Origin of the sequence: Streptomyces sp. NPDC058872, assembly GCF_042743065.1 — a bacterium.
In the GTDB taxonomy this organism is placed as follows: domain Bacteria; phylum Actinomycetota; class Actinomycetes; order Streptomycetales; family Streptomycetaceae; genus Streptomyces.
The window spans coordinates 36,339-56,112 of sequence record NZ_JBHYMK010000041.1; the positions used below are offsets into that span (position 1 = coordinate 36,339).

18 protein-coding genes and 1 tRNA gene are annotated in these 19,774 nt (G+C 72.1%); 9 read left to right on the forward strand and 10 right to left on the reverse strand.

What is annotated here, in order from left to right; genetic code table 11:
* Positions 1–35 precede the first annotated feature (35 nt).
* Both ACFW22_RS24195 and ACFW22_RS24200 read right to left on the reverse strand, forming a co-directional pair.
* Positions 36–1,067 carry a DMT family transporter gene (locus ACFW22_RS24195; protein ID WP_386408227.1) on the reverse strand — a complete coding sequence of 344 codons (1,032 nt, stop codon included), beginning with the start codon at positions 1,065–1,067 and terminating at the stop codon, positions 36–38.
* Positions 1,064–1,945 carry a phosphatase PAP2 family protein gene (locus ACFW22_RS24200; RefSeq protein ID WP_386408229.1) on the reverse strand — a complete coding sequence of 294 codons (882 nt, stop codon included), beginning with the start codon at positions 1,943–1,945 and terminating at the stop codon, positions 1,064–1,066. Before ACFW22_RS24200 ends, ACFW22_RS24195 begins: the two co-directional genes overlap by 4 nt.
* 150 nt (positions 1,946–2,095) lie before the next feature.
* On the opposite strand from ACFW22_RS24200, the gene ACFW22_RS24205 reads away from it, so the two are divergent.
* Both ACFW22_RS24205 and ACFW22_RS24210 read left to right on the forward strand, forming a co-directional pair.
* Complete coding sequence (locus ACFW22_RS24205; RefSeq protein ID WP_384873822.1) at positions 2,096–2,698, forward strand: TetR/AcrR family transcriptional regulator C-terminal ligand-binding domain-containing protein; 603 nt, start codon at positions 2,096–2,098, stop codon at positions 2,696–2,698.
* 29 nt (positions 2,699–2,727) lie between these two features.
* Complete coding sequence (locus ACFW22_RS24210; protein ID WP_386408232.1) at positions 2,728–3,102, forward strand: DUF488 domain-containing protein; 375 nt, start codon at positions 2,728–2,730, stop codon at positions 3,100–3,102.
* On the opposite strand, the gene ACFW22_RS24215 is transcribed toward ACFW22_RS24210, so the two are convergent.
* A complete protein-coding gene (locus tag ACFW22_RS24215; protein WP_386408234.1) occupies positions 3,082–3,648 on the reverse strand; it encodes a DUF309 domain-containing protein in 567 nt (188 codons plus the stop codon). The two genes, ACFW22_RS24210 and ACFW22_RS24215, sit on opposite strands and share 21 nt — an antisense overlap.
* Positions 3,649–3,891: 243 nt before the next feature.
* Here ACFW22_RS24215 and ACFW22_RS24220 point away from each other — a divergent pair, with 243 nt between their 5' ends.
* Positions 3,892–6,609, forward strand: coding sequence for an ATP-binding protein (locus ACFW22_RS24220; RefSeq protein ID WP_386408278.1), 2,718 nt, complete (start codon positions 3,892–3,894; stop codon positions 6,607–6,609).
* A 53-nt stretch (positions 6,610–6,662) separates the two neighbouring features.
* Positions 6,663–6,736: transfer RNA gene (locus ACFW22_RS24225), tRNA-Pro, on the forward strand.
* 115 nt (positions 6,737–6,851) lie between these two features.
* On the opposite strand, the gene ACFW22_RS24230 is transcribed toward ACFW22_RS24225, so the two are convergent.
* Positions 6,852–7,625, reverse strand: coding sequence for an RHS repeat-associated core domain-containing protein (locus tag ACFW22_RS24230; RefSeq protein WP_386408236.1), 774 nt, complete (start codon positions 7,623–7,625; stop codon positions 6,852–6,854).
* A 462-nt stretch (positions 7,626–8,087) separates the two neighbouring features.
* Between ACFW22_RS24230 and ACFW22_RS24235 the strand changes: the two genes are divergently transcribed.
* The 3 genes from ACFW22_RS24235 to ACFW22_RS24245 all read left to right on the forward strand — a co-directional run bounded on the left by ACFW22_RS24235 (position 8,088) and on the right by ACFW22_RS24245 (position 10,562).
* Complete coding sequence (locus ACFW22_RS24235; protein WP_386408280.1) at positions 8,088–8,627, forward strand: SigE family RNA polymerase sigma factor; 540 nt, start codon at positions 8,088–8,090, stop codon at positions 8,625–8,627.
* Positions 8,624–9,517, forward strand: coding sequence for a hypothetical protein (locus ACFW22_RS24240; RefSeq protein WP_386408238.1), 894 nt, complete (start codon positions 8,624–8,626; stop codon positions 9,515–9,517). Before ACFW22_RS24235 ends, ACFW22_RS24240 begins: the two co-directional genes overlap by 4 nt.
* 127 nt (positions 9,518–9,644) lie before the next feature.
* Complete coding sequence (locus tag ACFW22_RS24245) at positions 9,645–10,562, forward strand: serine hydrolase (protein WP_386408240.1); 918 nt, start codon at positions 9,645–9,647, stop codon at positions 10,560–10,562.
* A 787-nt stretch (positions 10,563–11,349) separates the two neighbouring features.
* On the opposite strand, the gene ACFW22_RS24250 is transcribed toward ACFW22_RS24245, so the two are convergent.
* The 4 genes from ACFW22_RS24250 to ACFW22_RS24265 form a co-directional block, all read right to left on the reverse strand.
* Positions 11,350–11,964: a TetR/AcrR family transcriptional regulator gene (locus ACFW22_RS24250; protein ID WP_386408242.1), complete on the reverse strand. Its 615-nt coding sequence runs from the start codon at positions 11,962–11,964 to the stop codon at positions 11,350–11,352.
* Between the two features lie 246 nt (positions 11,965–12,210).
* Positions 12,211–13,464, reverse strand: a complete 1,254-nt coding sequence (locus ACFW22_RS24255) for an NADH:flavin oxidoreductase/NADH oxidase family protein (protein WP_386408244.1) — start codon at positions 13,462–13,464, stop codon at positions 12,211–12,213.
* A gap of 215 nt (positions 13,465–13,679) precedes the next feature.
* Positions 13,680–14,654 (reverse strand): alpha/beta hydrolase, encoded by a 975-nt coding sequence (locus ACFW22_RS24260; protein WP_386408246.1) that lies wholly within the window; start codon positions 14,652–14,654, stop codon positions 13,680–13,682.
* A 249-nt stretch (positions 14,655–14,903) separates the two neighbouring features.
* Positions 14,904–16,109, reverse strand: a complete 1,206-nt coding sequence (locus ACFW22_RS24265; protein WP_386408248.1) for a PucR family transcriptional regulator — start codon at positions 16,107–16,109, stop codon at positions 14,904–14,906.
* 144 nt (positions 16,110–16,253) lie between these two features.
* On the opposite strand from ACFW22_RS24265, the gene ACFW22_RS24270 reads away from it, so the two are divergent.
* Together ACFW22_RS24270 and ACFW22_RS24275 are read left to right on the forward strand one after the other, a co-directional pair.
* Positions 16,254–17,741 (forward strand): long-chain fatty acid--CoA ligase, encoded by a 1,488-nt coding sequence (locus ACFW22_RS24270; RefSeq protein ID WP_386408250.1) that lies wholly within the window; start codon positions 16,254–16,256, stop codon positions 17,739–17,741.
* Positions 17,742–17,939: 198 nt separating this feature from the next.
* Positions 17,940–18,800, forward strand: a complete 861-nt coding sequence (locus ACFW22_RS24275) for a dienelactone hydrolase family protein (RefSeq protein ID WP_386408252.1) — start codon at positions 17,940–17,942, stop codon at positions 18,798–18,800.
* Positions 18,801–18,851: 51 nt separating this feature from the next.
* Here ACFW22_RS24275 and ACFW22_RS24280 read toward each other — a convergent pair whose 3' ends face one another.
* Positions 18,852–19,079, reverse strand: coding sequence for a helix-turn-helix domain-containing protein (locus ACFW22_RS24280; RefSeq protein WP_386408254.1), 228 nt, complete (start codon positions 19,077–19,079; stop codon positions 18,852–18,854).
* Positions 19,079–19,699, reverse strand: a complete 621-nt coding sequence (locus ACFW22_RS24285; RefSeq protein WP_386408256.1) for a DUF2975 domain-containing protein — start codon at positions 19,697–19,699, stop codon at positions 19,079–19,081. Before ACFW22_RS24285 ends, ACFW22_RS24280 begins: the two co-directional genes overlap by 1 nt.
* Positions 19,700–19,774: the final 75 nt, after the last annotated feature.

Here is a 19,774-nt window from a genome sequence, read left to right on the forward strand (position 1 = left end):
CGTCAAGATGACGAATACGAGGTTCCGGGATGCCGTCAACCCGGGATCGGCGCGGGTGCGGCCTCGGCTTCCCTGGCCGTGAGATCGGCAACGCGGGGAGCCGGCACCGGCGGCGTCCGCCAGGCCCCTTGAACGGCTGCCGGGGACGTGCCCGCCGGTGTCGGGGACGTGCGCGCCGGTGTCGGGGGCGGCTGTGGCGCTTCCCCCTTCGTCAGCAGGATCACGCCCCGCGCCGCGATCAGCGAGGCGGAGGCCGCGACCACCCAGCCCCAGGCGCCCGCTCGGAACGTCTCGCCGAGCAGGGCCACGCCGATCACGGCGGCAGCTGCCGGGTTGGAGAGGTTCACCACGGCGAGCGGCGCCGCGAGCCCGCCCCGGTAGGCGGCCTGCGACAGTAGGAGGCCACCGCTCGCGAAGGCGGAGATCAGCAGCGCGAGCAGTGCGGTCTGCCACCAGGTCGGCCGGCTGCCCGGCAGTTCCAGGGCGAGGGCCGCCGTCAGCGTCTGGGTGAGCGCCGAGGCGACTCCCGACGCGATCCCGGAAGCGGTGGCGTGCCCGAGTCCGCTGCTGCCCGGCCCGCCGGACCCCCGCCCGCGCAGCCGTCCCGAGGCCAGGGCGGCGATCAGGAGCACGGTCACGGCTGTGACGACCAGGGACTCGCGCAGGCTGAGCGCCTCCCCGGGGGCTGCGGGCCCGGTCACGGCGACCAGGGCGACGAGCCCGCCGAGCGTCCACAGTGCGCCGCGCCATTCGGTGCGGGTCACCCGTCGCCGTGCGCAGTACGCGCCGAGCGGGAGGGCCACCACGAGGGTCAGTGCGCCGAGCGGTTGCACCAGTGTCAGAGGTCCGTAGTGCAGGGCGGCCACATGGGCGAGGGCCCCGGCCGCATTGAGGCCGACGGCCGACCACCACTGGCCGCGGGCGAGCAGCGTGCGCAGTGCTCCCCGCCCGCTCGGAGAGGCCGGAGCGGCGGCGAGGCGGGACTGGGCGACGGCGGCGAGCGCGTATCCCGCGGCGGACACCAAGGAGAGGAGCACCGCGAGCACGATGCCGGTGGCGGGGCTCATCGCAGGGCTCCGACCGGGACGGGCGTCGTGGCGGGGGTGCGGGGTGCGGGGGGCAGTGCGGTTCGGCGGCCGGGAGTTCGACGGTCCGGAGCGCGGACGGCGAGCAGGGCGAGGCCGAGGAGGGCGGCGGCGGCGATCGCGTCGAGCCAGTAGTGGTTGGCGGTGCCGACGATGACCACGAGGGTGAGCAGCGGGTGCAGGAGCCAGAGCGCCCGCCAGCGGGAGCGGGTGGCGGTGATCAGGCCGATCGCCATCATGAGGGCCCAGCCGAAGTGCAGTGAGGGCATGGCCGCGAACTGGTTCGCCATCGAGTCCGCCTCCGGCGTCGCCCCGTACACGGAGGGGCCGTAGACGCGGGCGGTGTCCATCAGGCCGGAGGCGGTGAGCATCCGGGGCGGGGCGAGTGGCACCAGCAGGTGCAGGGCGAGGGCGGCGGCGGTGACGAGGGCCAGGATCCGGCGGGACCAGAGGTAGTGCGCGGGGCGGCGCCAGTACAGCCAGCCGAGGAAGGTGATCGTGGCCGGGAAGTGCACGGCCGCGTAGTAGGTGTTGGCTGCTCGGATCAACGGCTCGCCGTGCAGCAGTAGCTGCTGGATCGTTCCTTCGCCGGGGAGGTGGATCGCCCGCTCGGCGCCCCAGACCCGGTCGGCGTTCCGGAAGGCGCGGCTCTCGTGGCCGTTGGCGAAGAGTCGCCCGAGTTTGTAGACGAGGAAGAGCGTGCCGACGAGCAGCAGCTCGCGCAGGAGCGGGGGTCTTGCCCCCTCGGGTTCCGGGTCCGCCTCCCCGTCGCCCCCGTCGCCCCCGTCGCGGTCGGCGGGGAGGGGGGTGCCCCGTCCTGCAGCGCGCCGTCCGCGTATCGCGCGTGTCCCGACAGCCATGGTGCGGCCCTCTAATCCGTCAAATCGCCAACAAACGGAGCGAGCCTAGATCCGATTTGATCGAGACGCAAGCGTCTCGATACGTTTGCGTCTCGATTGTGCACCCCCTACTCTCGTATGTGCAGAGACAGAGGTGTCCGGGAGGGATCGATGTCCACACAGGCCGCGACCGCCGCAGCCCGTCGCAGCAAGATCACGCCGGAGCGCGAGACCGAGCTCTACGACGCCGTGCTCTGCCTCCTCCGCGAAGGCGGCTACGACTCGGTGACCATGGAAGGCGTCGCCGCCCGCACCAAATGCGGCAAGGCCACCCTCTACCGGCAGTGGGGCACCAAGCCCCGACTCGTGACCGCCGCCCTCGCCCGGCGCCGCTGCACGGTCTTCACCGGCATCGACACCGGCACCCTCGCCGGCGACCTGCGCGAAGCCGCTCGGATCGCCGCCTCCCACAGCGAACGGGACACCGAGCTCATGGAGGCCGTGGCCCAGGCCTACGTCCAGCACCCCGACCTGCGGGCCGCACTCCGCGAGACCGTCATCGCCCCGGAGGTCGCGGCCATCGACGCCGTCGTGGCGCGCGCGGTCGAGCGGGGCGAAGTCGCCCCCGAGAACCCGGCGATCGGGTTCGTCGCCCCCTCCTTCATGGGCATGCTCCGCATCGAGCGGCTCTTCGAGGAACGGTTCGCCGACGCCTCCACCCTGCGCACCTTCGTCGACGCCGTCCTCCTGCCGGCCCTGCGCGTCGAGGGGTGAGGGTCCGCACGGTCCTGCACTCTGGAGCCATGGCCACGCACACCCCCGACGTCCGCGTCCGCCGCGTCTACGAGGACCCGTCACCGGATGACGGCGTGCGCGTCCTGGTCGACCGGCTCTGGCCCCGCGGCCTCAAGAAGGCGGACGCACACGTCGACGAGTGGCCCAAGGCGCTCACGCCGTCCGCCGAACTCCGCCGCTGGTACCACGGGCCCGGGGGCACCCACGAGGAGTTCAGGCACCGTTACGAGGCCGAACTCGCCGTCCCCGAGGCGGCTGCTGCGCTGGACCGGCTCAAGGAGCTCGCGGCGCGCGGGACCGTCACCCTGCTGACGGCCGCGAAGGACCCGTCCAAGGGCCACACGGCCGTGCTGCTGAGCGCGCTAGCGGGAACCGAGGCGTAGCCGAGGAGCCTCCTCCGCGGCCTCCACGCCCTTGCCCCTGCCCTGCGCCGGGCCGCTCGCCGCCGTGCCGCCCGCCGGCCCTGCTGCTCCCGGGCGCGGATCGCGGTCCCCGACCGGGGCGCCCTTCGGCCGCCGGCCCCCGCGCTCCACCCGATCGGCCAACTCCCCGGCCCACGAAACGAGCCCGTCGACGTCCACCCCGTACGCCTCGGCGAAGGGCCCGCCGCGCACCAGCCGTTCGGCACCCCGGCGCAACAGCCGCGCCCCACCGGCCGCGTTGCCGCGGGCCGCGTGCGTCAGCCCGACGGCGAGCTGGGCGAGCCCCTGCCACAGGTCCCGCTCGACCTCCGGCCCGGACTTCCAGGCGTCCTCGAAGACCTCGTGCGCGTGGAAGGGCATCCCCGCGTCGAGCAAGCGCTGTGCCTCCCGCAGGGTCTCGCCCGGCTCGCGGACGATCCCCTCGGCCTGTCGGGGCACCCCCTCCGCTCCGTACGGCAGCGGCCGGCCGAGCCCGTCGCGCGGCCGGGCACTCCGGGCGCGCCCCACCGGGTCGCGATCCCTGCCGCGCGCGCCCCCCTGCTCACCGACACGCTCGCCGCCATCGTCACCCGTTGTCCGGTTCACCCGACCATTGTCCCCCGTCGGACGATCACGAGCGCTAGGCTCGACGGTCCGGCGTCGTTCCGGTCCGCGCGGGTGGTGCCGGACGCGCCATGTCGACCAGTACGTGTGGGGAGTGAGTCACCGGTGCCGACGGATCCCGAACAGTCGCCGTCCGCAACGCCGTTCGTGTCAGGCGTCCCCGATGCGGTCCCCGGAGACCTGCTCGAACGCGGCCCGGAGATCGCAGCGGCGGCCCACGCCGTCGACGAACTCGTCTCCGGAGCCGTGTCCGGCGGCCCGCCGCGCGGCGGAATCCTCGTCTACAGCGGCGAGCCGGGCATAGGGAAGACCGCGCTCCTCGCCGAGATAGACCGCACCGCCCGCGACCGGTGCACCGTCCTCAGCGCCCGCGGCGGCGAGACCCTCACCTCGGTCCCCTTCCACCTCACCCGGCAGCTGCTCCAACCGGCGCTGGACGGCTTCGACGCCGAGGAGGTGCGGCGCCTCTTCGGCGACCACTTCGACCTCCTTGCGCCGGCCCTGGGGATCGCCCCGCCGTCCTCGGACGCGCCGGCCGATCCCCAGGGCGTACGGCTCGGCCTCGCCAAGCTCCTCGACCGCCTGGCGAACCGGCTGCGGGACCGGCCCCTGGTGCTGCTGGTGGACGACGCCCATTGGGCCGATGCCGAATCCCTGGCCTGGCTCGACGCCTTCACCCGGCCCCGGGGCGAGCACCGACTGCCCGCCCTCGTCGTCCTCGCCCACCGCCCGCTCATCCGCGAACCGCAGGGTCCTGGTGTCCCCGCGATGCTCACGGCGCTCGCCGACCGCGCCGTGCTCACGCTGGGCCTGGAAGCCCTCACCTCGGGTGCCACCGCCGCCCTCGCCAGGGAGGTGCTCGGCGGACACGCGGACGAACCGTTCTGTCGGGAACTGTGGACGGTGACCTCCGGCAACCCGTACGAAACCGTCGAGTTGCTGGCCAAGGCCCGCGACCGGATGCTCGAACCCGTCGCGGGCTCCGCCGCCGCCCTCCGGGACCTCGGCGCCGGCGCCCGCGGCGGCGGACTCGTCGCCCGCCTGGAGGAACTCGGCAGCGGCCCGACCCGTCTCGCCTGGGCCACGGCCGTCCTCGGCACGGACAGCACGCCCGACCTCCTGGCGACCCTCACCGGCATGGGCGCGCAGGAGGTCGCCGAGCACACCGAACGGCTCCGCGCCGCCCGCATCATGGAGGCCCCGACCGCGGGCCGCGGCAGACTCGCCCCGGTTCCCGTACCGCCCCTGGAGTTCGCCCACCCGCTCATCGCCTCCGCGGTGTACGGCTCGGTGCCCCCGGGCGTGCGCACCGCCTTCCACGGTCGCGCGGCCTGGGCGCTCACCCAGGCGGGCCACGGACCGGCCGCGGTCTCCCGCCACCTCCTCGAAGTGCACCCGGACGACGACCAGGACGTCGTCAGCCGTCTGCGGGCCGCCGCCGTGGAGCACCTCGCCGTCGGAGCCCCCGATGCGGCCCGACGCTGTCTGGAGCGGGCCCTCGTGGAGCCGCCGGGCCCCGACACGTACGCCAGGGTCCTGTACGAACTCGGCTGCGCCTCCCTGCTCACCGCGCCCGCCGCCACCGTCCGTCACCTCCGTTCCGCGCTCGACCTGCCCGGACTCGACGACGAACTCCGCATCGACGCCACTTACCGCCTCGCCCAGGCCCTCGCCCACAACAACCAACTCCAGGACGCCGCCCGCACCGTCGCCGTCGAGGCCGGGCGGACCCCGCCCGGCACCGGTCGACGGAGGCTCCAGGCCGCGCACTTCATGTACGAGGGCTTCCAGGCGGCCGAAGTGGACGGCCCCGACCGCTCTCGCCGGCTCGCCGCGCTGACCGCCGACTTCACCGGGGCCGACAACTCCGAGCGGGCCCTCATCACCGTCCGCGGCTTCGACGCGATGCTCCGCGGAGAACCCGCCGCCGAGGTGGTGCGGCTCTGCGACCTCGCGCTCGTCGACGGTGCGCCCGCCCGGGGCCTCAGTTGGACCGACCCCACCTGGGGCTTCGAGATCCCGGCCCTCACCGGCATCGCGTACGCCTTCGCCGACCGTCCGGGCCGGGCCGAGGCCCTCTTCACCGAAGCGGTCCGCGCCTTCGAGATCTCCGCCTGGAGCGGGGCCCACCTCGCCTTCGCCCACACCCTCCTGGGGCTGGTCCACCGCCGCCGGGGCAACTTGCCCCGCGCCCAACGCCACCTGGAGGAGGGGCTCCGCCTCGCCGACCGGGTCGGCGACGGCCTCCCGGTCCACTGGGACACCGCCTGCCTCCTCGTCGACACCCTCGTCGCCCGGGGCCGCACCTCCGAGGCGCGCGACGTCGCCGACCGGTACTCCTTCGGTCCGCCCTGGCCGGGCGCCATCGTCCTTCCCGACGGCCCCAGCGTCCTCGGCCGGCTGCTGCTCGCCGAAGGCCGCACCGAGGAGGCCGTGTCCACCTTGGAGGCCGCCGCCGAGGCCCTGACGGTCCGTGGCCGTCACCACCTCGTCTGGGCCCCGTGGCCGCTGGACCTGGCCCGTGCCCTCGCGCCCGGCGATCCGGACCGTGCGGCCCGGATCGCCGGGGAGGCGTACTCCCATGCGGAACGCCTCGGCACGCACACCGCCCTCGGAGAGGCCCTCCGCTGTCTGGCCCGCTTCGCCGACGCGTCCGAGTCCCGGCGTCTGCTCACCCGGGCCGTCGAGCACCTCGCCGCGTCCCCGTCCCGCTACGAGGAGGCCCGCGCCCGTCTCGACCTGGCGCGCGCCACCGGCTCCGCCGAGATGCTCGCGGAAGCCGCCGCCCTGGCCGCCACCTGCGGGGCCGCACCCCTCGCCCCCGACGAGGTGACAGCCCGTGCGTCAACCCACCCTCCGGAGTGAGGTAATGTTTTCCCTGCACGGCGACGCGGAAGCGAAACCGCGAAGACGTGCACCGGGACGTGGCGCAGCTTGGTAGCGCACTTGACTGGGGGTCAAGGGGTCGCAGGTTCAAATCCTGTCGTCCCGACTCGAAAGAGTCGCAGTTCAGGGGCCGTTTCAGAGCAATCTGAAACGGCCCCTGACTCGTTTTCCGGGACCATGGGGGGACCAGCGCACTTGACCGGTCTGGAGGGCACCTTGACTCAGTCGAGGTGCGCGGCCTGCCCGGTGGGAGTCGGTGAATCGGGCGGCCGGTTCGGCCCCAGGACGACGCTGTGTCGGGGCTTGTCCGCGCCCCGGTGCGGGCATCCCGCCAGCCCCAGCGGGTCGATCCACCTGATCGGATTCTCCAGGTAGGACACCGAGTTCGACGCGGGCACCAGACCCAAGGGGTCTGGGGAGACGTAGCGGCCCGAAGCGGGGTCGTAGTGGCGGTGGCGGTTGTAGTGTCGCTGGGACTCGGGGTCGAAGCACTGGCCCGGGAAGCGCAGCGGGGTGTACGCCGTCGCGTCGCGGTTCCAGGCGGTGGTGCCCCACAGGGTGGCGCGGGTGTGCCAGGCGATGTCGCCGGACGCGTCGACGAGTCCGCGGGGCGTACCGACCAGGTCGGTGACGATCGCGAAGAAGCAGCGATCGACCTCCGTGTCGTCCAGGAACCGGCGCTCGACCTGGGTGACCGGCTTGGTGCCGGCGTGGTCCCAGGCGAGCGCGACACTCTCCGGTGCGCCCTGTGCGCCCGCTGCGTGGCTCGTCCGCTCGCAGAGGGTGTCGCCGTCCCGGGTGAACAGCGTCTCCTCGGCGACCGCGACCCCGTTGTCCGTGAGGCGCCGCTCGGCGATGCGACGGCTCAGCGCGTCGCACAGGTGTCGCCAGCACGTGCCGTCCGGGGTGGTGACGGCGATCAGTCGGTCCTCGGCGTCCCGGTCGTAGCGCCAGGTTTCCGGCTTGCGGGAGGGACGGCGCTTCTGGCGCAGCACCACACGGCCTTGCGCGTCGTGCTCGTAGCGGATCGCACCGGCGCTGACGATGCGGGTGCCGCTTGTCCTCCCGGGCGCCTGCGGCCGCGCCTGCGCCGGGCCAGGAGGCGTGTGTCTGGTTGCCGGCCTCGTCGTAGGCGTACCGCTCCGTCCAGTTCTCTGCCCTGAGGTCGGTGACCCGGCCCTGTGTGGTCAGTTCGAGCTGTCGGCGGCCGGCCAGGCGGTCGGCGGCGCGGCAAAGCGCACCGCCGGTGTCGCCCGGTTCTCCTCCGGGCGGTGATCACCGGCCTGATCAACGGGCACTCGGAATCCTGGCGGTGGAAGAGTCGGGGCACCCCCTTCAAGATCACGTTTGGGTCACGGCTCCGGATCGCGTGCAGCGACGGGAGGACCGCCCCCGTCAGGTCGTATGTGGAAGCCACGGGGCTTCGAAACGGGGGGCGGGAATGGTGTGTGGCGTACATGGAGTGGGGGCTGCTGATGCGAGACGCTGACGTCCCCGCCTTCACGGCTTTCGTCGAGGCCCGTTCGCCGATGTTGTTCCGGACCGCACTGCTGCTCACCGGCGAGCGCCATCTGGCCGACGACCTGGTGCAGTCCACGCTGGAACGCCTGTGCCGCCACTGGCGCCGGGTGCAGGCCGCCGATTCGCCGGAAGCGTATGCGCGCCGGATCCTGGTGAACCTCGCCCATGACCGCTGGCGAAAGCTGCGCGGACCTCTGGAGGTGCCCCTGGACGACGGCATCGGGGGCGGAAGCACCGACCCGTACAAGGAACTCGATGTCCGCGACGAGTTGATGCGGACGCTGCATGCGTTGCCGGTCAAAATGCGGACCGTACTGGTCCTGCGTTACTTCGAGGATCTCGACGACGCGGAGATCGGCACCCTGATGGACATCTCACCCAGCTCGGTGAGGTCGCAGGCGGCGAGAGGGCTGGCGAAGCTGCGTTCGGCCGCCGGCCGGCAGACGCTCGGCGCACACTCTGGAGGGGCGGCATGAAGGAATTCCACCTTGAGGAAGAACTGGCCACGGCCATGCGCGACCGCGCGGTGCGGCATCGCCCCGGTACGTACGACGCGGCGGAACTCGTGAGGAGGGTGCGACGCCGCCGCAGACGCCTGCAGGCGGGGACGGCGACCGGGATGGTGGTGGCGATGGGCCTGGCCGCCGGCTTCGCCGTACAGGAGGGACGCGAGCGCGGCGCGGCATCGGTCCAGCCCCTGACCTCGCCGACCGCGGGGACCAGCGCCAGTGCCCCTCCCCAGCTGGTGCCCTCCAAGCCGCCGTCCGGCCCCGCGGAGACGGCAGGCGCTCTGTTCCTGGCCGCCGTGCGCTATCAGGACCCGGCGACCCGCGACGGGGTGAACCTCGCCGAGGTGGCGGGTCTGTTCGCGGACGAGAAGGCGTACCGGCGGATTTGGGGAACCGACTCCCGTGGCGTGACGTGCGGCGCCGAGGTCGACGGGGCTCTGGTGCAGGGCAGGGTCCTTCTGTACCGGGGGACCGAGCAGGTGACGCGGACTGCCATGCCGGAGTTCGACGCGTCCTCGGGGAAGGTGACGGATCTGACCTGCGCTGCTGCCCAGCCGGGGGGCAAGGGTTCGGATCCCGCCGTGTCGGGCTTCTACGGCGGATTGGTGGCGGCCACCAAGGCGGGCGACTCCACGGCACGAGCCGGGCTCGCGGAACGGTTCTTGAGCCAGAGCCTGCGGGCCGGGCAGAAAGGGACCGCCGGCACCTGCTCCTCGCGCACCCCCACCTCCTGGGTTGCTGCCAACCCCGCCTCCGGAACCCTCACTCACGGATGGACCATCACCCTCAGTGACGGATCCCCCTTTCCCGTCGAGATCGACGAGAACGGGAAGATCGACAAATCCTGCGGCGGATAGCCCGGCAAGCGGGGCGCTCCGGCGCACCACCGCGCACCACGTCACGTTTCCCTCGGTTCATCCGGTGGCGAATCCTCCACGCATGTCCCGAGCTTCCTTCCGCATGCTCATGAACAAAGGTGCGCCGTTGAACAGGAAGACGTCCCTAACCCTGCTCCTGCTCCTGGGCATCACGGTGATGGCCCACACCGTCCTCCCCGCCCCGGGCATCGCCGATGACGCGTTTCCGCACGCCCGGCCGCGCCATGTGCCCCCATCCGTTTCTCCGTCGAAGGCCATTCCCACGGTGCCCCTCCGGTCGCCCCCCGCACACGCGCAGGGCCCAGAGCATGCTGCGCGGGCAGCGCTCGACGGGCTCAAGCCGTTCGAAGGCCGGTACGCGCTCGCCGTTGTGGATCCGAGTTCGGGGCGCACCTTCACACACGGCGCGTCCACGGAGGCCTTCGCCTCGGCCAGCATCATCAAAGTCGACATCCTGGCCGCGTTGTTGCTGCAGAAGCAGGATCGCGGAACGTCGCTCACCGAGGCTCAGGAGCAACTCGCCTCCCGTATGATCCGCTTCAGCGACAACGACGCGGCGCAGGAACTCTGGGTGTGCATAGGAAGGCGCCAGGGTCTGGACGCGGCCAACGCACGACTCGGACTCACTGCGGCCCATGCCGGACAGCGCGGCCCGTGGGGGCTCACACAAACCACGGTTCATGACCAGCTGGCCCTCCTGAAGGCCGTCTTCGAGGATGACTCGCCGTTGTCCACCACCTCCCGGGCGTACCTGCGCTCCCTCATGAGCGACGTCACCGCCGGCCAGGACTGGGGCGTGGGCGCCGCGGGTTCACCCACCTCCGTACCCGTCCTCAAGAACGGCTGGCTGCCTCGCGAGACGACGGGGCTGTGGGTCGTGAACAGCATCGGCATCGTCGAATACGCGGGACGCTCCATGCTCGTGGTCGTCCTCACCGACGGTCAGCCCACCCGGGAAGCGGGCATCGCGCTCGTCGAGCGGACGGCGACTGCTGCGGTCCACACCCTCGTCGACCAGGTCTGACGGACGACCGGTTGCGTCGGGAACGCGCGGTCCACCCGCCGTCAGGCCACTGTCCTGCCGTACGGGGACGTGTCTGAAGGGGCATGCAGGTCCATGCTGTGGCAGCCCCGGCCCGGCCCCCGGCCCCGGGCTCCTTCTCGGGGCCTTGGGACGGACCGGTTCGTGTCGTTCCGCAGCTGAGCCGGGTGGGGACCAGTGAAGCCCGTACAGGCGGACAAACATCCGGTCGAGGCGCGGAACGACGTGCTGACCTTCACCACGCCGCCGCTCACCGAGCCGGTCGACGTCCGCGGCCCGTGGAGCCCACCCGCGCTTCGCCCGCAACACCGGAACCGGCGAACCCACGGCAACGGCTCACCACCTCACACCAGTTCGGATCTCGCTCCACCAGCCGTCGGTGCTCGTGCTCCCCATCGCGGACGAGGCCGCAGCTGACTAACCGATCGCTTTCGGAAGTCCTTTGAGGGTAGATCAGGCTGCCAGGGCGATGGGGGTTTCTTGGCGCCGGTCGGCGGTTGTGTGTCGGTCGAGCCGGGCCAGCAGATCGTAGGTTCGGGCGCATGGGTCGAGGGCGCGCTCGGCCTTGGCACGGAAGTACGGGTCCCGGATGAAGATCCAGGACTGGTGCTGCCCGGCTCGCCATGAGCACGGTCCGTGACCGGACCCCGGCCTGATGCGGAGTCCTGTGGCCGTGGGCCGCCTTCTTCAGCCGTTGCCGCTCGGTGGCCGTCAGGGTGATGGGGAGGGCGGCAGAACAGGCAAGGAAGACGTCCGCCGGTTCGCAGGGCTACGCGGTACGGTCCGCCGTGATCGCCTCCTTGAGCGCGGGGGCGGCGGCGAACAGGGCGAACACGGAGGCGCGGACCTGTTGGGCGACGGCCTCGGGGGTGGAGGCGTCGAGCTTGCCGTCGAGGTGCAGGAACGCCAGGCCGTGGACGAGTGCCCAGACGGTGATCGACAGCGCCCCGGTGTCTTCGACGCCGGGGAAGGCGTCACGGACGGTGCCCTGGACGTACTGGGAGATGGCTTCCGTCGCGGCGACGCGTTCTTCGCTGGTCGGGTCGCAGGGCTCTGCGAACATCGCGCGGAACAGCGCGGGGTGATCGAGGGCGAACCTGACGTAGGCGACGGCGACGGCGGCCAGGTCGTCCGGGGCCGACGGGGCGGGGTGGGCTGCCGTCAGGTGTGCGGCGAGCTCGCGGTAGCCCTCGGCGGCGACCGCGGAGACGAGCGCTTCGCGGTCCGCGTAGTGGCGGTAGGGGGCGGTCGCCGACACCCCGGCCCGGCGCGCGACCGCGCGCAGCGACAGGCCCGCGCTGCCGTCCTCCTCCAGCAGCTCCCGCGCTGCCCGCAGGCAGGCGGCCCGCAGATCACCGTGGTGGTACCCACCGGTCCGTGGCATGGCTCACGCTCGCTCTCCGTGTGTGTGCGATGTGCACACCGCAACTCCGATGTGAACGGCGCGTACACCCTAAACGATCGGGACGGGAGGAGGGCCGGGACGGCCGGTCGTGCGGCCGTGACCGGATCGCCCGGAGGGAAGGCCCCCCTCGGTTCCGTGCGGGTGTCGACCGGTCCGTCGACGGTGGGGCCCGGGGCGAGGCGGCGTCTCAAAGGGGCGTGGAAGCCGATCGGGGCGCCGTCGGCGTCACCCTCGGGCCCGTGCGGCCCGTGTCGTGGTCAGCCAGGCGCGGTAGGAGCGCAGGGCCCGGCGCTGCCTGCGGTACTCGGAGATCAGGGCGAGGGCCGGGTGGGTGCCGGGCCTGGGGGTGCGCCCGTGGGCGAGACGCCGCATCTGGTGGCGGACCTGGGCCATGCTCGCGGCGGAGGCGAGGGCCTTGTCGGACCAGGTCACCGGCCGCATGACGGCGTCGGCCTCGCGGCCCCGGCGCCAGCGTGCGGGCAGGTCCGGGGTGACGGCGAGGGCGGTGCCCATGCCGAGGACCGCCACGCCGCTGTCGAGGACCTTCTCCGCGGTGGCGCGGCGGGTGATGCCGCCGGTGAGCATGAGGGGGAGCGGGCTGGTCTTGACGAGGTCCTTGGCGAGGTCGAGGAAGTAGGCCTCGCGGGCTTGGGTGCGGTCGTCGGCGGGGCGGCCGGTCATGGCGGGGCTTTCGTAGCTGCCGCCGGAGAGTTCGACCAGGTCGACGCCGAGGGGTTCGAGCATCTCGATGACCTGGCGTGCGTCGTCGGCGTCGAAGCCGCCGCGCTGGAAGTCGGCGGAGTTGAGCTTGACGGCGACCGCGAAGGAGGAGGAAACGGCGGCGCGGACGGCGCGGACGACGTCCAGTAGCATCCGGGCCCGGTTTTCCAGCGAACCGCCCCACTCGTCAGTGCGCTTGTTGACCAGCGGGGAGAGGAACTGTGACAGGAGGTAGCCGTGGGCGGCATGGATCTCGACGCCGTCGAAACCGGCTTCCTCGGCACGGCGGGCGGTTACCGCGTACCGTTCCACGGTCTCGTGAATCTGCTGCGGCGTCATGGCGGTGGGGCGGCCGAAGCGGCTGCTGTGCTTGCCCAGGCTGACACCGATGTCGGTCGGGCCCCACACGACACCGGGCATGTCGGAGGCCACCTGGCGTCCGGGGTGGTTGATCTGCATCCAGATCGCTCCGCCACCTGACTTGCCGGCCTCCGCCCACTCGATGAAAGGCTCCAGGGGCGCGTGCTCGTCGAGCACGACGCCGGCGGGTCCGGTCAGGGCCTCGGCGTGGACCATCACGTTGCCGGTGATCAGCAGGCCGGTGCCGCCGGCGGCCCAGTGCCGGTACAAGGCGATCAACCGCTCGCCGGGGAGTTGGCCGTCGGCGGCCATGTTCTCCTCCATCGCCGCCTTCGCGGTCCGGTTCTTCAGTTCCTGCCCGGAGCGCAGCAGCAGGGGCGAGAACAGTTCGCTGGTCATCCCGTTTTCCCTTCTCCTTCGAGTCCTCACGATGTGTACAGTCCTCACATTAGGACATCGAAGTAAGCGATGTAAACATGGGGGGCGTGCACGGCGCCGCAGGGGTGCGCCTGCGGACCGTTCCACCGGGAGAAGAGCCGGGCCCGCCCGCGCCGTGGTGGCGCCGGCGGGCCCGGACCCGTGGGATTCGTGCGCAGCGGGGCGCGACGGGTGTGTCAGTCGTCGTGGAGCGCGGTCCTGAGGGCCTCGATGGCGAGGTGGCGTGCGACGTTGGCGGCGCGGGTGTCGCGGAGGCTGTCGAGGAGGAGGAAGTCGTGCACCATGCCCTGGACGCGGACGGAGGTGACGTCCACGCCGGCCTCGCGGAGCTTGTTCGCGTACTGCTCGCCCTCGTCGCGCAGGACGTCGGCCTCGTCGGTGATCACGAGGGTGGTGGGGAGTCCCTTGAGTTGGTCCAGGCTCGCCCGCAGCGGGGAGGCGTGGTGCTCGGCGCGTTGGGCGGGGTCGGTGGTGTAGGCGTCCCAGAACCACTTCATGCCGTCGCGGGTGAGGAAGTAGCCCTCGGCGAACTGGAGGTAGGAGGGGGTGTCGAAGTCGGCGTCGGTCACCGGGTAGAGCAGGACCTGTGCCTTGAGGTCGATGCCGCCGCGTTCCTTGTTCATCAGGGCGAAGACGGTGGACATGCAGCCGCCGACGGATTCGCCGGTGACGGCGACGCGGGAGGCGTCGAGGCCGTGTTCGGCGCCGTGCTTCATGACCCATTGGCCGACGGCGTAGTTCTGCTCCACTTGGGTGGGGTACTTCGCCTCGGGTGCGCGGTCGTAGACGGGGAAGACGCCTGCGGCGCCCGCTCCGACGGTGAGTTCGCGGAAGATCCGGTCGTGGGTCCGGTCGTCGCCGAAGACCCAGCCGGCGCCGTGGATGTAGAAGACGACGGGCAGGGGGCCGGTGACGCCCTTCGGGCGGATGATGCGGGTGCGGACGGTGCCCCACGCGCCGGTGTCGACGTCGACCCACTCCTCGTCGACCTCGGGCCTGGGCACGCTCGGGTCCAGCTGCAGGCCGAGGAGGATCTCGCGTCCCTTCTCGGGCGGGACCTCGTAGATCCGGGGATGCGGGTCGGTCGCGTCGCACAGCTCCTGCGCGGCCGGTTCGAGACGAGGCGTGATCGGGGAAGGGGGCTCGGTCATGTATCTCTCCGTGTCGGGAGCGCGCAAGTGTCCTGTTCCGTGGCCTCGACGGCCACGGCTGCCCCCGCCTCGGGCGTCAACGCCCGATGTCATCGTTTGTGTCCCGCCCGTCCTCCGCAACCCGGCCACGCGTGCCAAGGCCCCCGGTGCCCCGTGGCGCCGGTCGGGCGTCTTCTGCTCCGACCGTCCGGACCGTGGGGGACGACGACACCGTGCGGCTGCCCGTGGGGCAAGCGCTCGGGTGCGGCCTCAGCGGCCGTCGCCCGCTCCGCCCACCGCCCGACCGCCGGTTCCCTTCCCGGGACTGCGGACCGCCAGGAGCGCCGCACCGATGTCCGCCGCCGTCCGCGGATCGGAGAGGAACCGGCCCGTCAGTTCCTCGATGCGCCGGAGTCGATAGCGGACGGTGTTGGGATGGACGAACAGGCCCTGGGCTGCGGTTGCGGCCGAGCCTCCGGAAGCGAACCAGTGCTCCAAGGTCCTCAGGAGCCGGGACCGTTCCGCAGCCGGTAGGTCAAGCACCGGCTGGAGGGTCACCTCCACCAAGTGGGCGGCCTCGGCCGGCGCCGCGGCGACGACCATGGCCAAGGGGTCGTCGTCGAACCGCGCCACCCCCGGCCCGGCACCCGGCAGCCCGGCCAGGGCCAGACGGGCAAAACGCAGCGCCTGGGGTGCGTTCTGCAGCGACCCGAAGCACGGGCTGAATCCCACCCGGGCGCGACCGCGCCGCAGGATGCGCAAGCACGTGCTCTCCGCAGCCGCATGGGGCAGTGCGATCAGGGCGAGCTGCTGGTCGGGCAGCAGTCTCCAAGCGGAAGGGAGCTCCGCCCGGCGCAAGGCCGCCTCCGCGCCCGCGAGCGGCTCCTCGCCCGGAGCGCCGGCCTCCGCGACGGCAACGGCGTACGGACCGTGTTCGGGCAGCCCCAGTTCACGGGCGGCTTCCCACATGGTGCGGTCGGTGATGATGCCGGTGAACAACGCCTCCACCAAGGCCGAGCGCCTGGCCTGTCCCTGCGAGGTCAATTCGGCCGCCGTCTCCCGGTAGGCCACTGCCACCGCCTCGGCGTACAGGCCGAACAGCGCCCAGAACTTCGCGGACTCCGAGACCAGCAGGTCGTTCGAGACTTCGGGGTGCGTACGCGCCTCCGCGAGGATCTCCGTCCACAACAGCTCCGAGCCGATGCGGTAGGCGCGCAGCGTGTCCGCCAGTGGGACGCCCTGCTCCGCGCGGGCCCGCCCGGTCTCCCGGGCCGCCTCCGCCTCCGGGGCGCCTTCGCCGTGGAGGTGCGTCAGCAGGCGGTCCGCGTTGGCGAGGCAGGAGCGCCGCAGCGAGTCCAGGGAGATGAGCGACTCGTCCTCGTACGCATCGACCTCGGAGCGGATGCGCAAGGCCATTTTCTCGGCCAACTCGGGAAGCCTTGCACGGAGCGCCGTTGTCACACCCGAAATGCTCATGGCCGCACCGTATCCCGACCGTTTTGTCACCAGGAACAAAACGGGGGTGTGAACGCTGTCCTCTCGGCCATAGGTCGGGTCCCCGCACGACTGCAAGATGTCGGCGGTGTAAACAGTCGGCGATTTCGTGTGGCGGAGGCGGTCATGGTCAATCTGGCGGGATTCCTCGTGGAGACGGCGCAGAGGCAGCCGGAGCGCCCCGCGCTGCGACTGGGGGAGCGGGTCATCACCTACGCGGAGCTGGACGAAGGCTCCGCCCGAGCGGCAGCCCTGCTCCGGTCCCAGGGCGTGCGACCGGGTGACCGGGTGGCCCTGATGCTGCCGAACGTTCCCGAGTTCGTCTTCCTGTACTACGGAATCCTGCGCGCCGGAGCGGTCGTGGTTCCGATGAACCCGCTCTTGAAGACCCGGGAGACCGAGTACCACCTCGCCGACTCCGGCGCGGCACGGCTCTTCGAGTGGCACCAGGCGCCTGGGGAGGGCGCGCAGGGGGCCGCCGCCGCGGGAGTGCCGCACACCACCGTCGAACCCGCCGGGTTCGCCGCGATGTTGGCCGCGTGCGAGCCGCTGCCCGGGGTCGCCGACACGGGCGGCGAGGACACGGCCGTCCTGCTGTACACCTCCGGCACCACCGGCCGGCCCAAGGGCGCCGTCCTCACCCACGCCGGCCTGCGGCACAACACCGAGGTCAACAGCGTCGAGATCCAGCGGATGACGCCGGACGACGTGGTGGTGGGCTGTCTGCCGCTGTTCCACATCTTCGGACAGATCTGCACCATGAGCGCGGCCGTCCGCAGCGGCGCCTCGCTCGTGATGATCCCGCGGTTCGAGCCGGGGGCCGTCCTCGACGCCATCGCCCGCGAGCGGGCGACCGTCTTCGAAGGCGTGCCGACGATGTACGCGGCGCTGCTCCAGCACCCGTCGGACGCGGACCTGTCGACGCTGCGGATGTGCATCTCCGGCGGGGCCTCGCTGCCGGTGGAGATCCTGCACGGCTTCGAGCGGCGCTTCGGCTGCCCCGTCCTGGAAGGCTTCGGCATGTCCGAGACCAGCCCGGTGGTCACCTTCAACCACCCCGACAAGCCGCGCAAGGCCGGCTCCATCGGCACCCCCATCCGGGACGTGGCGGTGCGCCTCCTGGACGAGGAGGGCCGGGACGTGACCCCCGGCGAGATCGGCGAGCTGGCCGTCCGGGGACCCAACGTGATGAAGGGCTACTGGAACCGCCCCGAGGAGACGGCGGCCACCATCCCCGACGGCTGGCTCCGCACCGGCGACCTCGCCCGCGCCGACGAGGACGGCTACCTGTACGTCGTCGACCGCAAGAAGGACATGATCATCCGTGGCGGCTACAACGTCTACCCGCGCGAGATCGAGGAGGTGCTGCACGAGCACCCGGCCGTCGCCCTGGCCGCCGTCGTCGGCGTCCCGCACCCCGAACTGGGCGAGCAGGTCGCGGCCGTGGTCGTGCTCCGCCCCGCCGCGCAGGCCTCGGGCGACGAACTGCGGGAGTACGTCAAGGAGCGGGTGGCGGCCTACAAGTACCCGCGCCACGTGCTGCTCGTGGACGAGCTGCCGCTGGGACCGAGCGGCAAGATCCTGAAGAGGGAGATCGTCCTCCCGGCGGTGTGAAGTCCGCGCCGGCCCGACCGAGGCGCGCGGCGCCCGTGACCGCGCCGCGCCCCGGCCGCCGCGCGAGGGGGCCGGGCGGCGGCGGTGGGATGAACCGGGGCGCGCGAAGGGGGTGCAAGAGACGCTACCCGCGGGTAACGTGTGGCGTGCCGGCGTGCCCGCACGGGCGGTGATCCCCTTCCGGGAACTGGAGGACACGTGCCCGACGATCCCCTGTCGGACTTCACCCGCGAACGGTTCGCGCACGGCGGCCGTACTCACCGGGTGTTGCGCTCCGGCACCGGCCCGGCCGTGATCATCTTGGCCGAGATTCCGGGCATCACCCCGAAGGTCGCCCGGTTCGCGCGACAGGTCCGTGACATCGGCTGCTCCGTCGTCCTGCCCGACCTCTTCGGCGTCGCCGGTCGTGATCCCGATCCGAAGGCGCACGGGTGGACGGGGGCCGCGGGCACCGGTCTGCGGGCCGCCGTCCGGGTCTGTGTCAGCAGGGAGTTCACCCTGCTGGCCGTGGGCCGCACCTCCCCGATCGTGGACTGGCTCCGCGCCCTGGCCGCCCATGAGCACACCCGGTGCGGCGGTCCGGGCGTCGGCGCCCTGGGGATGTGTCTGACCGGAGGTTTCGCCCTGGCCATGGCGACGGACGACCGGCTCCTCGCGCCCGTGCTCTGCCAGCCGTCCCTCCCGCTCGCCGTGACGGACCGCAACCGCCGCTCGATCGACGTGTCGCCCGAGGACCTGCGGACCGTCCGGAAGCGTTGTGCCGAGGGCCTGACGGTCCTCGGTCTGCGCTTCCGCGGCGACCGTCTCGCTCCCGGAGCGCGCTTCGCCCACCTGCGGGAGCAGTTGGGCGACGCCTTCGTGGGGGTGGAGCTCGACGACGGCGCGGCGAACCCCGACGGTCTGCTGCCACCCCACTCCGTCCTGACCGAGCACCTCATCGACGAACCCGGCCAACCCACCCGCCGGGCACTCGACGAGGTCCTCGACCTCTTCCGGCGGCGCCTCCTTGCGCCGACCGCGTCTCCCGACGGCGTTCCCCGGCAGGGCACCGGCACCTGACGCACGGTCGACGGCGCCGGCCCGACGATCCGGCCGGCCGGGCGGGCGGCGTCATCGGTCTTCGCGGATGCTGAGCAGCTCGCCGGGTTGGCAGTTCAGTTCGCGGCAGATCGCGGTGAGCGTGGAGAAGCGGATCGCCTTCGCGCGGTCGTTCTTGAGGACGGAGAGGTTCACCACCGTCACCCCGACCCTGGTGGCCAGTTCGGACAGGGTCATGCCGCGCTCGGCCAGCAGTCGGTCGAGGTGGACCTGGACCCGGTGTTCCTCTTCTGGTGGCATCAGACCAGCCCCTCGGTGTCGGCGCGCAGCTTCGTGCCGCGACGGAAGACTTCTCCCAGGGCCAGGACGAGGAGGGCCAACAGTACGTGCCCGCCGGTGAAGGTGGCGGAGAACGGGACCTCTTCGGCCATCGGGGTACCGCTCACCAGCAGTTCTGTGGTGAGCGCCGGAAGCATCGGAGTGAGGAGGGACTGCGCCAGCACCGTGAGCCCGATGATGCTCAGGCGCCGGGCGTTCGCCGGCACGAAGACGTCACCGTCGCGCAGGGTCCGGGCCATCGTGAAGAGGAGCGTCAGGATGAGGAGCAGGAGCAGGCTGCCGATGACCTCCGGCAGGGCGAGCAGCAGGCGCTGGCCCAGATCGGGGGAGAGGAAGGCGAGGTCCACCCGATGGGTCCCGGTGGGGGCCATGCCGGAGCCCGTCGCCGCGTCGACCGTTGTTCCCGGCACCTGGGTCGCCGTCTTGGATGCGACCTCGCGGGTGTCCACCGGATCCATGAGGCCGGCCACCCCGAGGGCCGGGAGGAGTATCCCGAAGATGCCGACCAGTGCGAGGGCCAGGCCCAGCCCCGCTTCCAGCAGTCGACCGTCGGTCTGGCTCCACCGGAACTTGGCGCCCATGATTCCCCCTGCTCACTGCACTTATCGTTTATCGATATTATCGATAAACGATAAGTGCAGTGTCAAGCGGTGCGC

What these genes read in the sequence shown, in the direction of transcription:
- ACFW22_RS24255 (WP_386408244.1), bottom strand. Translation starts at nt 13,464, where the DNA reads ATGACCAGCGAACTGTTCTCGCCCCTGCTGCTGCGCTCCGGGCAGGAA.
- ACFW22_RS24195 (WP_386408227.1), bottom strand. Translation starts at nt 1,067, where the DNA reads ATGAGCCCCGCCACCGGCATCGTGCTCGCGGTGCTCCTCTCCTTGGTG.
- ACFW22_RS24285 (WP_386408256.1), bottom strand. Translation starts at nt 19,699, where the DNA reads ATGGGCGCCAAGTTCCGGTGGAGCCAGACCGACGGTCGACTGCTGGAA.
- ACFW22_RS24235 (WP_386408280.1), top strand. Translation starts at nt 8,088, where the DNA reads ATGGAGTGGGGGCTGCTGATGCGAGACGCTGACGTCCCCGCCTTCACG.
- ACFW22_RS24210 (WP_386408232.1), top strand. Translation starts at nt 2,728, where the DNA reads ATGGCCACGCACACCCCCGACGTCCGCGTCCGCCGCGTCTACGAGGAC.
- ACFW22_RS24250 (WP_386408242.1), bottom strand. Translation starts at nt 11,964, where the DNA reads ATGCCACGGACCGGTGGGTACCACCACGGTGATCTGCGGGCCGCCTGC.
- ACFW22_RS24265 (WP_386408248.1), bottom strand. Translation starts at nt 16,109, where the DNA reads ATGAGCATTTCGGGTGTGACAACGGCGCTCCGTGCAAGGCTTCCCGAG.
- ACFW22_RS24200 (WP_386408229.1), bottom strand. Translation starts at nt 1,945, where the DNA reads ATGGCTGTCGGGACACGCGCGATACGCGGACGGCGCGCTGCAGGACGG.
- ACFW22_RS24240 (WP_386408238.1), top strand. Translation starts at nt 8,624, where the DNA reads ATGAAGGAATTCCACCTTGAGGAAGAACTGGCCACGGCCATGCGCGAC.
- ACFW22_RS24270 (WP_386408250.1), top strand. Translation starts at nt 16,254, where the DNA reads ATGGTCAATCTGGCGGGATTCCTCGTGGAGACGGCGCAGAGGCAGCCG.
- ACFW22_RS24280 (WP_386408254.1), bottom strand. Translation starts at nt 19,079, where the DNA reads ATGCCACCAGAAGAGGAACACCGGGTCCAGGTCCACCTCGACCGACTG.
- ACFW22_RS24260 (WP_386408246.1), bottom strand. Translation starts at nt 14,654, where the DNA reads ATGACCGAGCCCCCTTCCCCGATCACGCCTCGTCTCGAACCGGCCGCG.
- ACFW22_RS24205 (WP_384873822.1), top strand. Translation starts at nt 2,096, where the DNA reads ATGTCCACACAGGCCGCGACCGCCGCAGCCCGTCGCAGCAAGATCACG.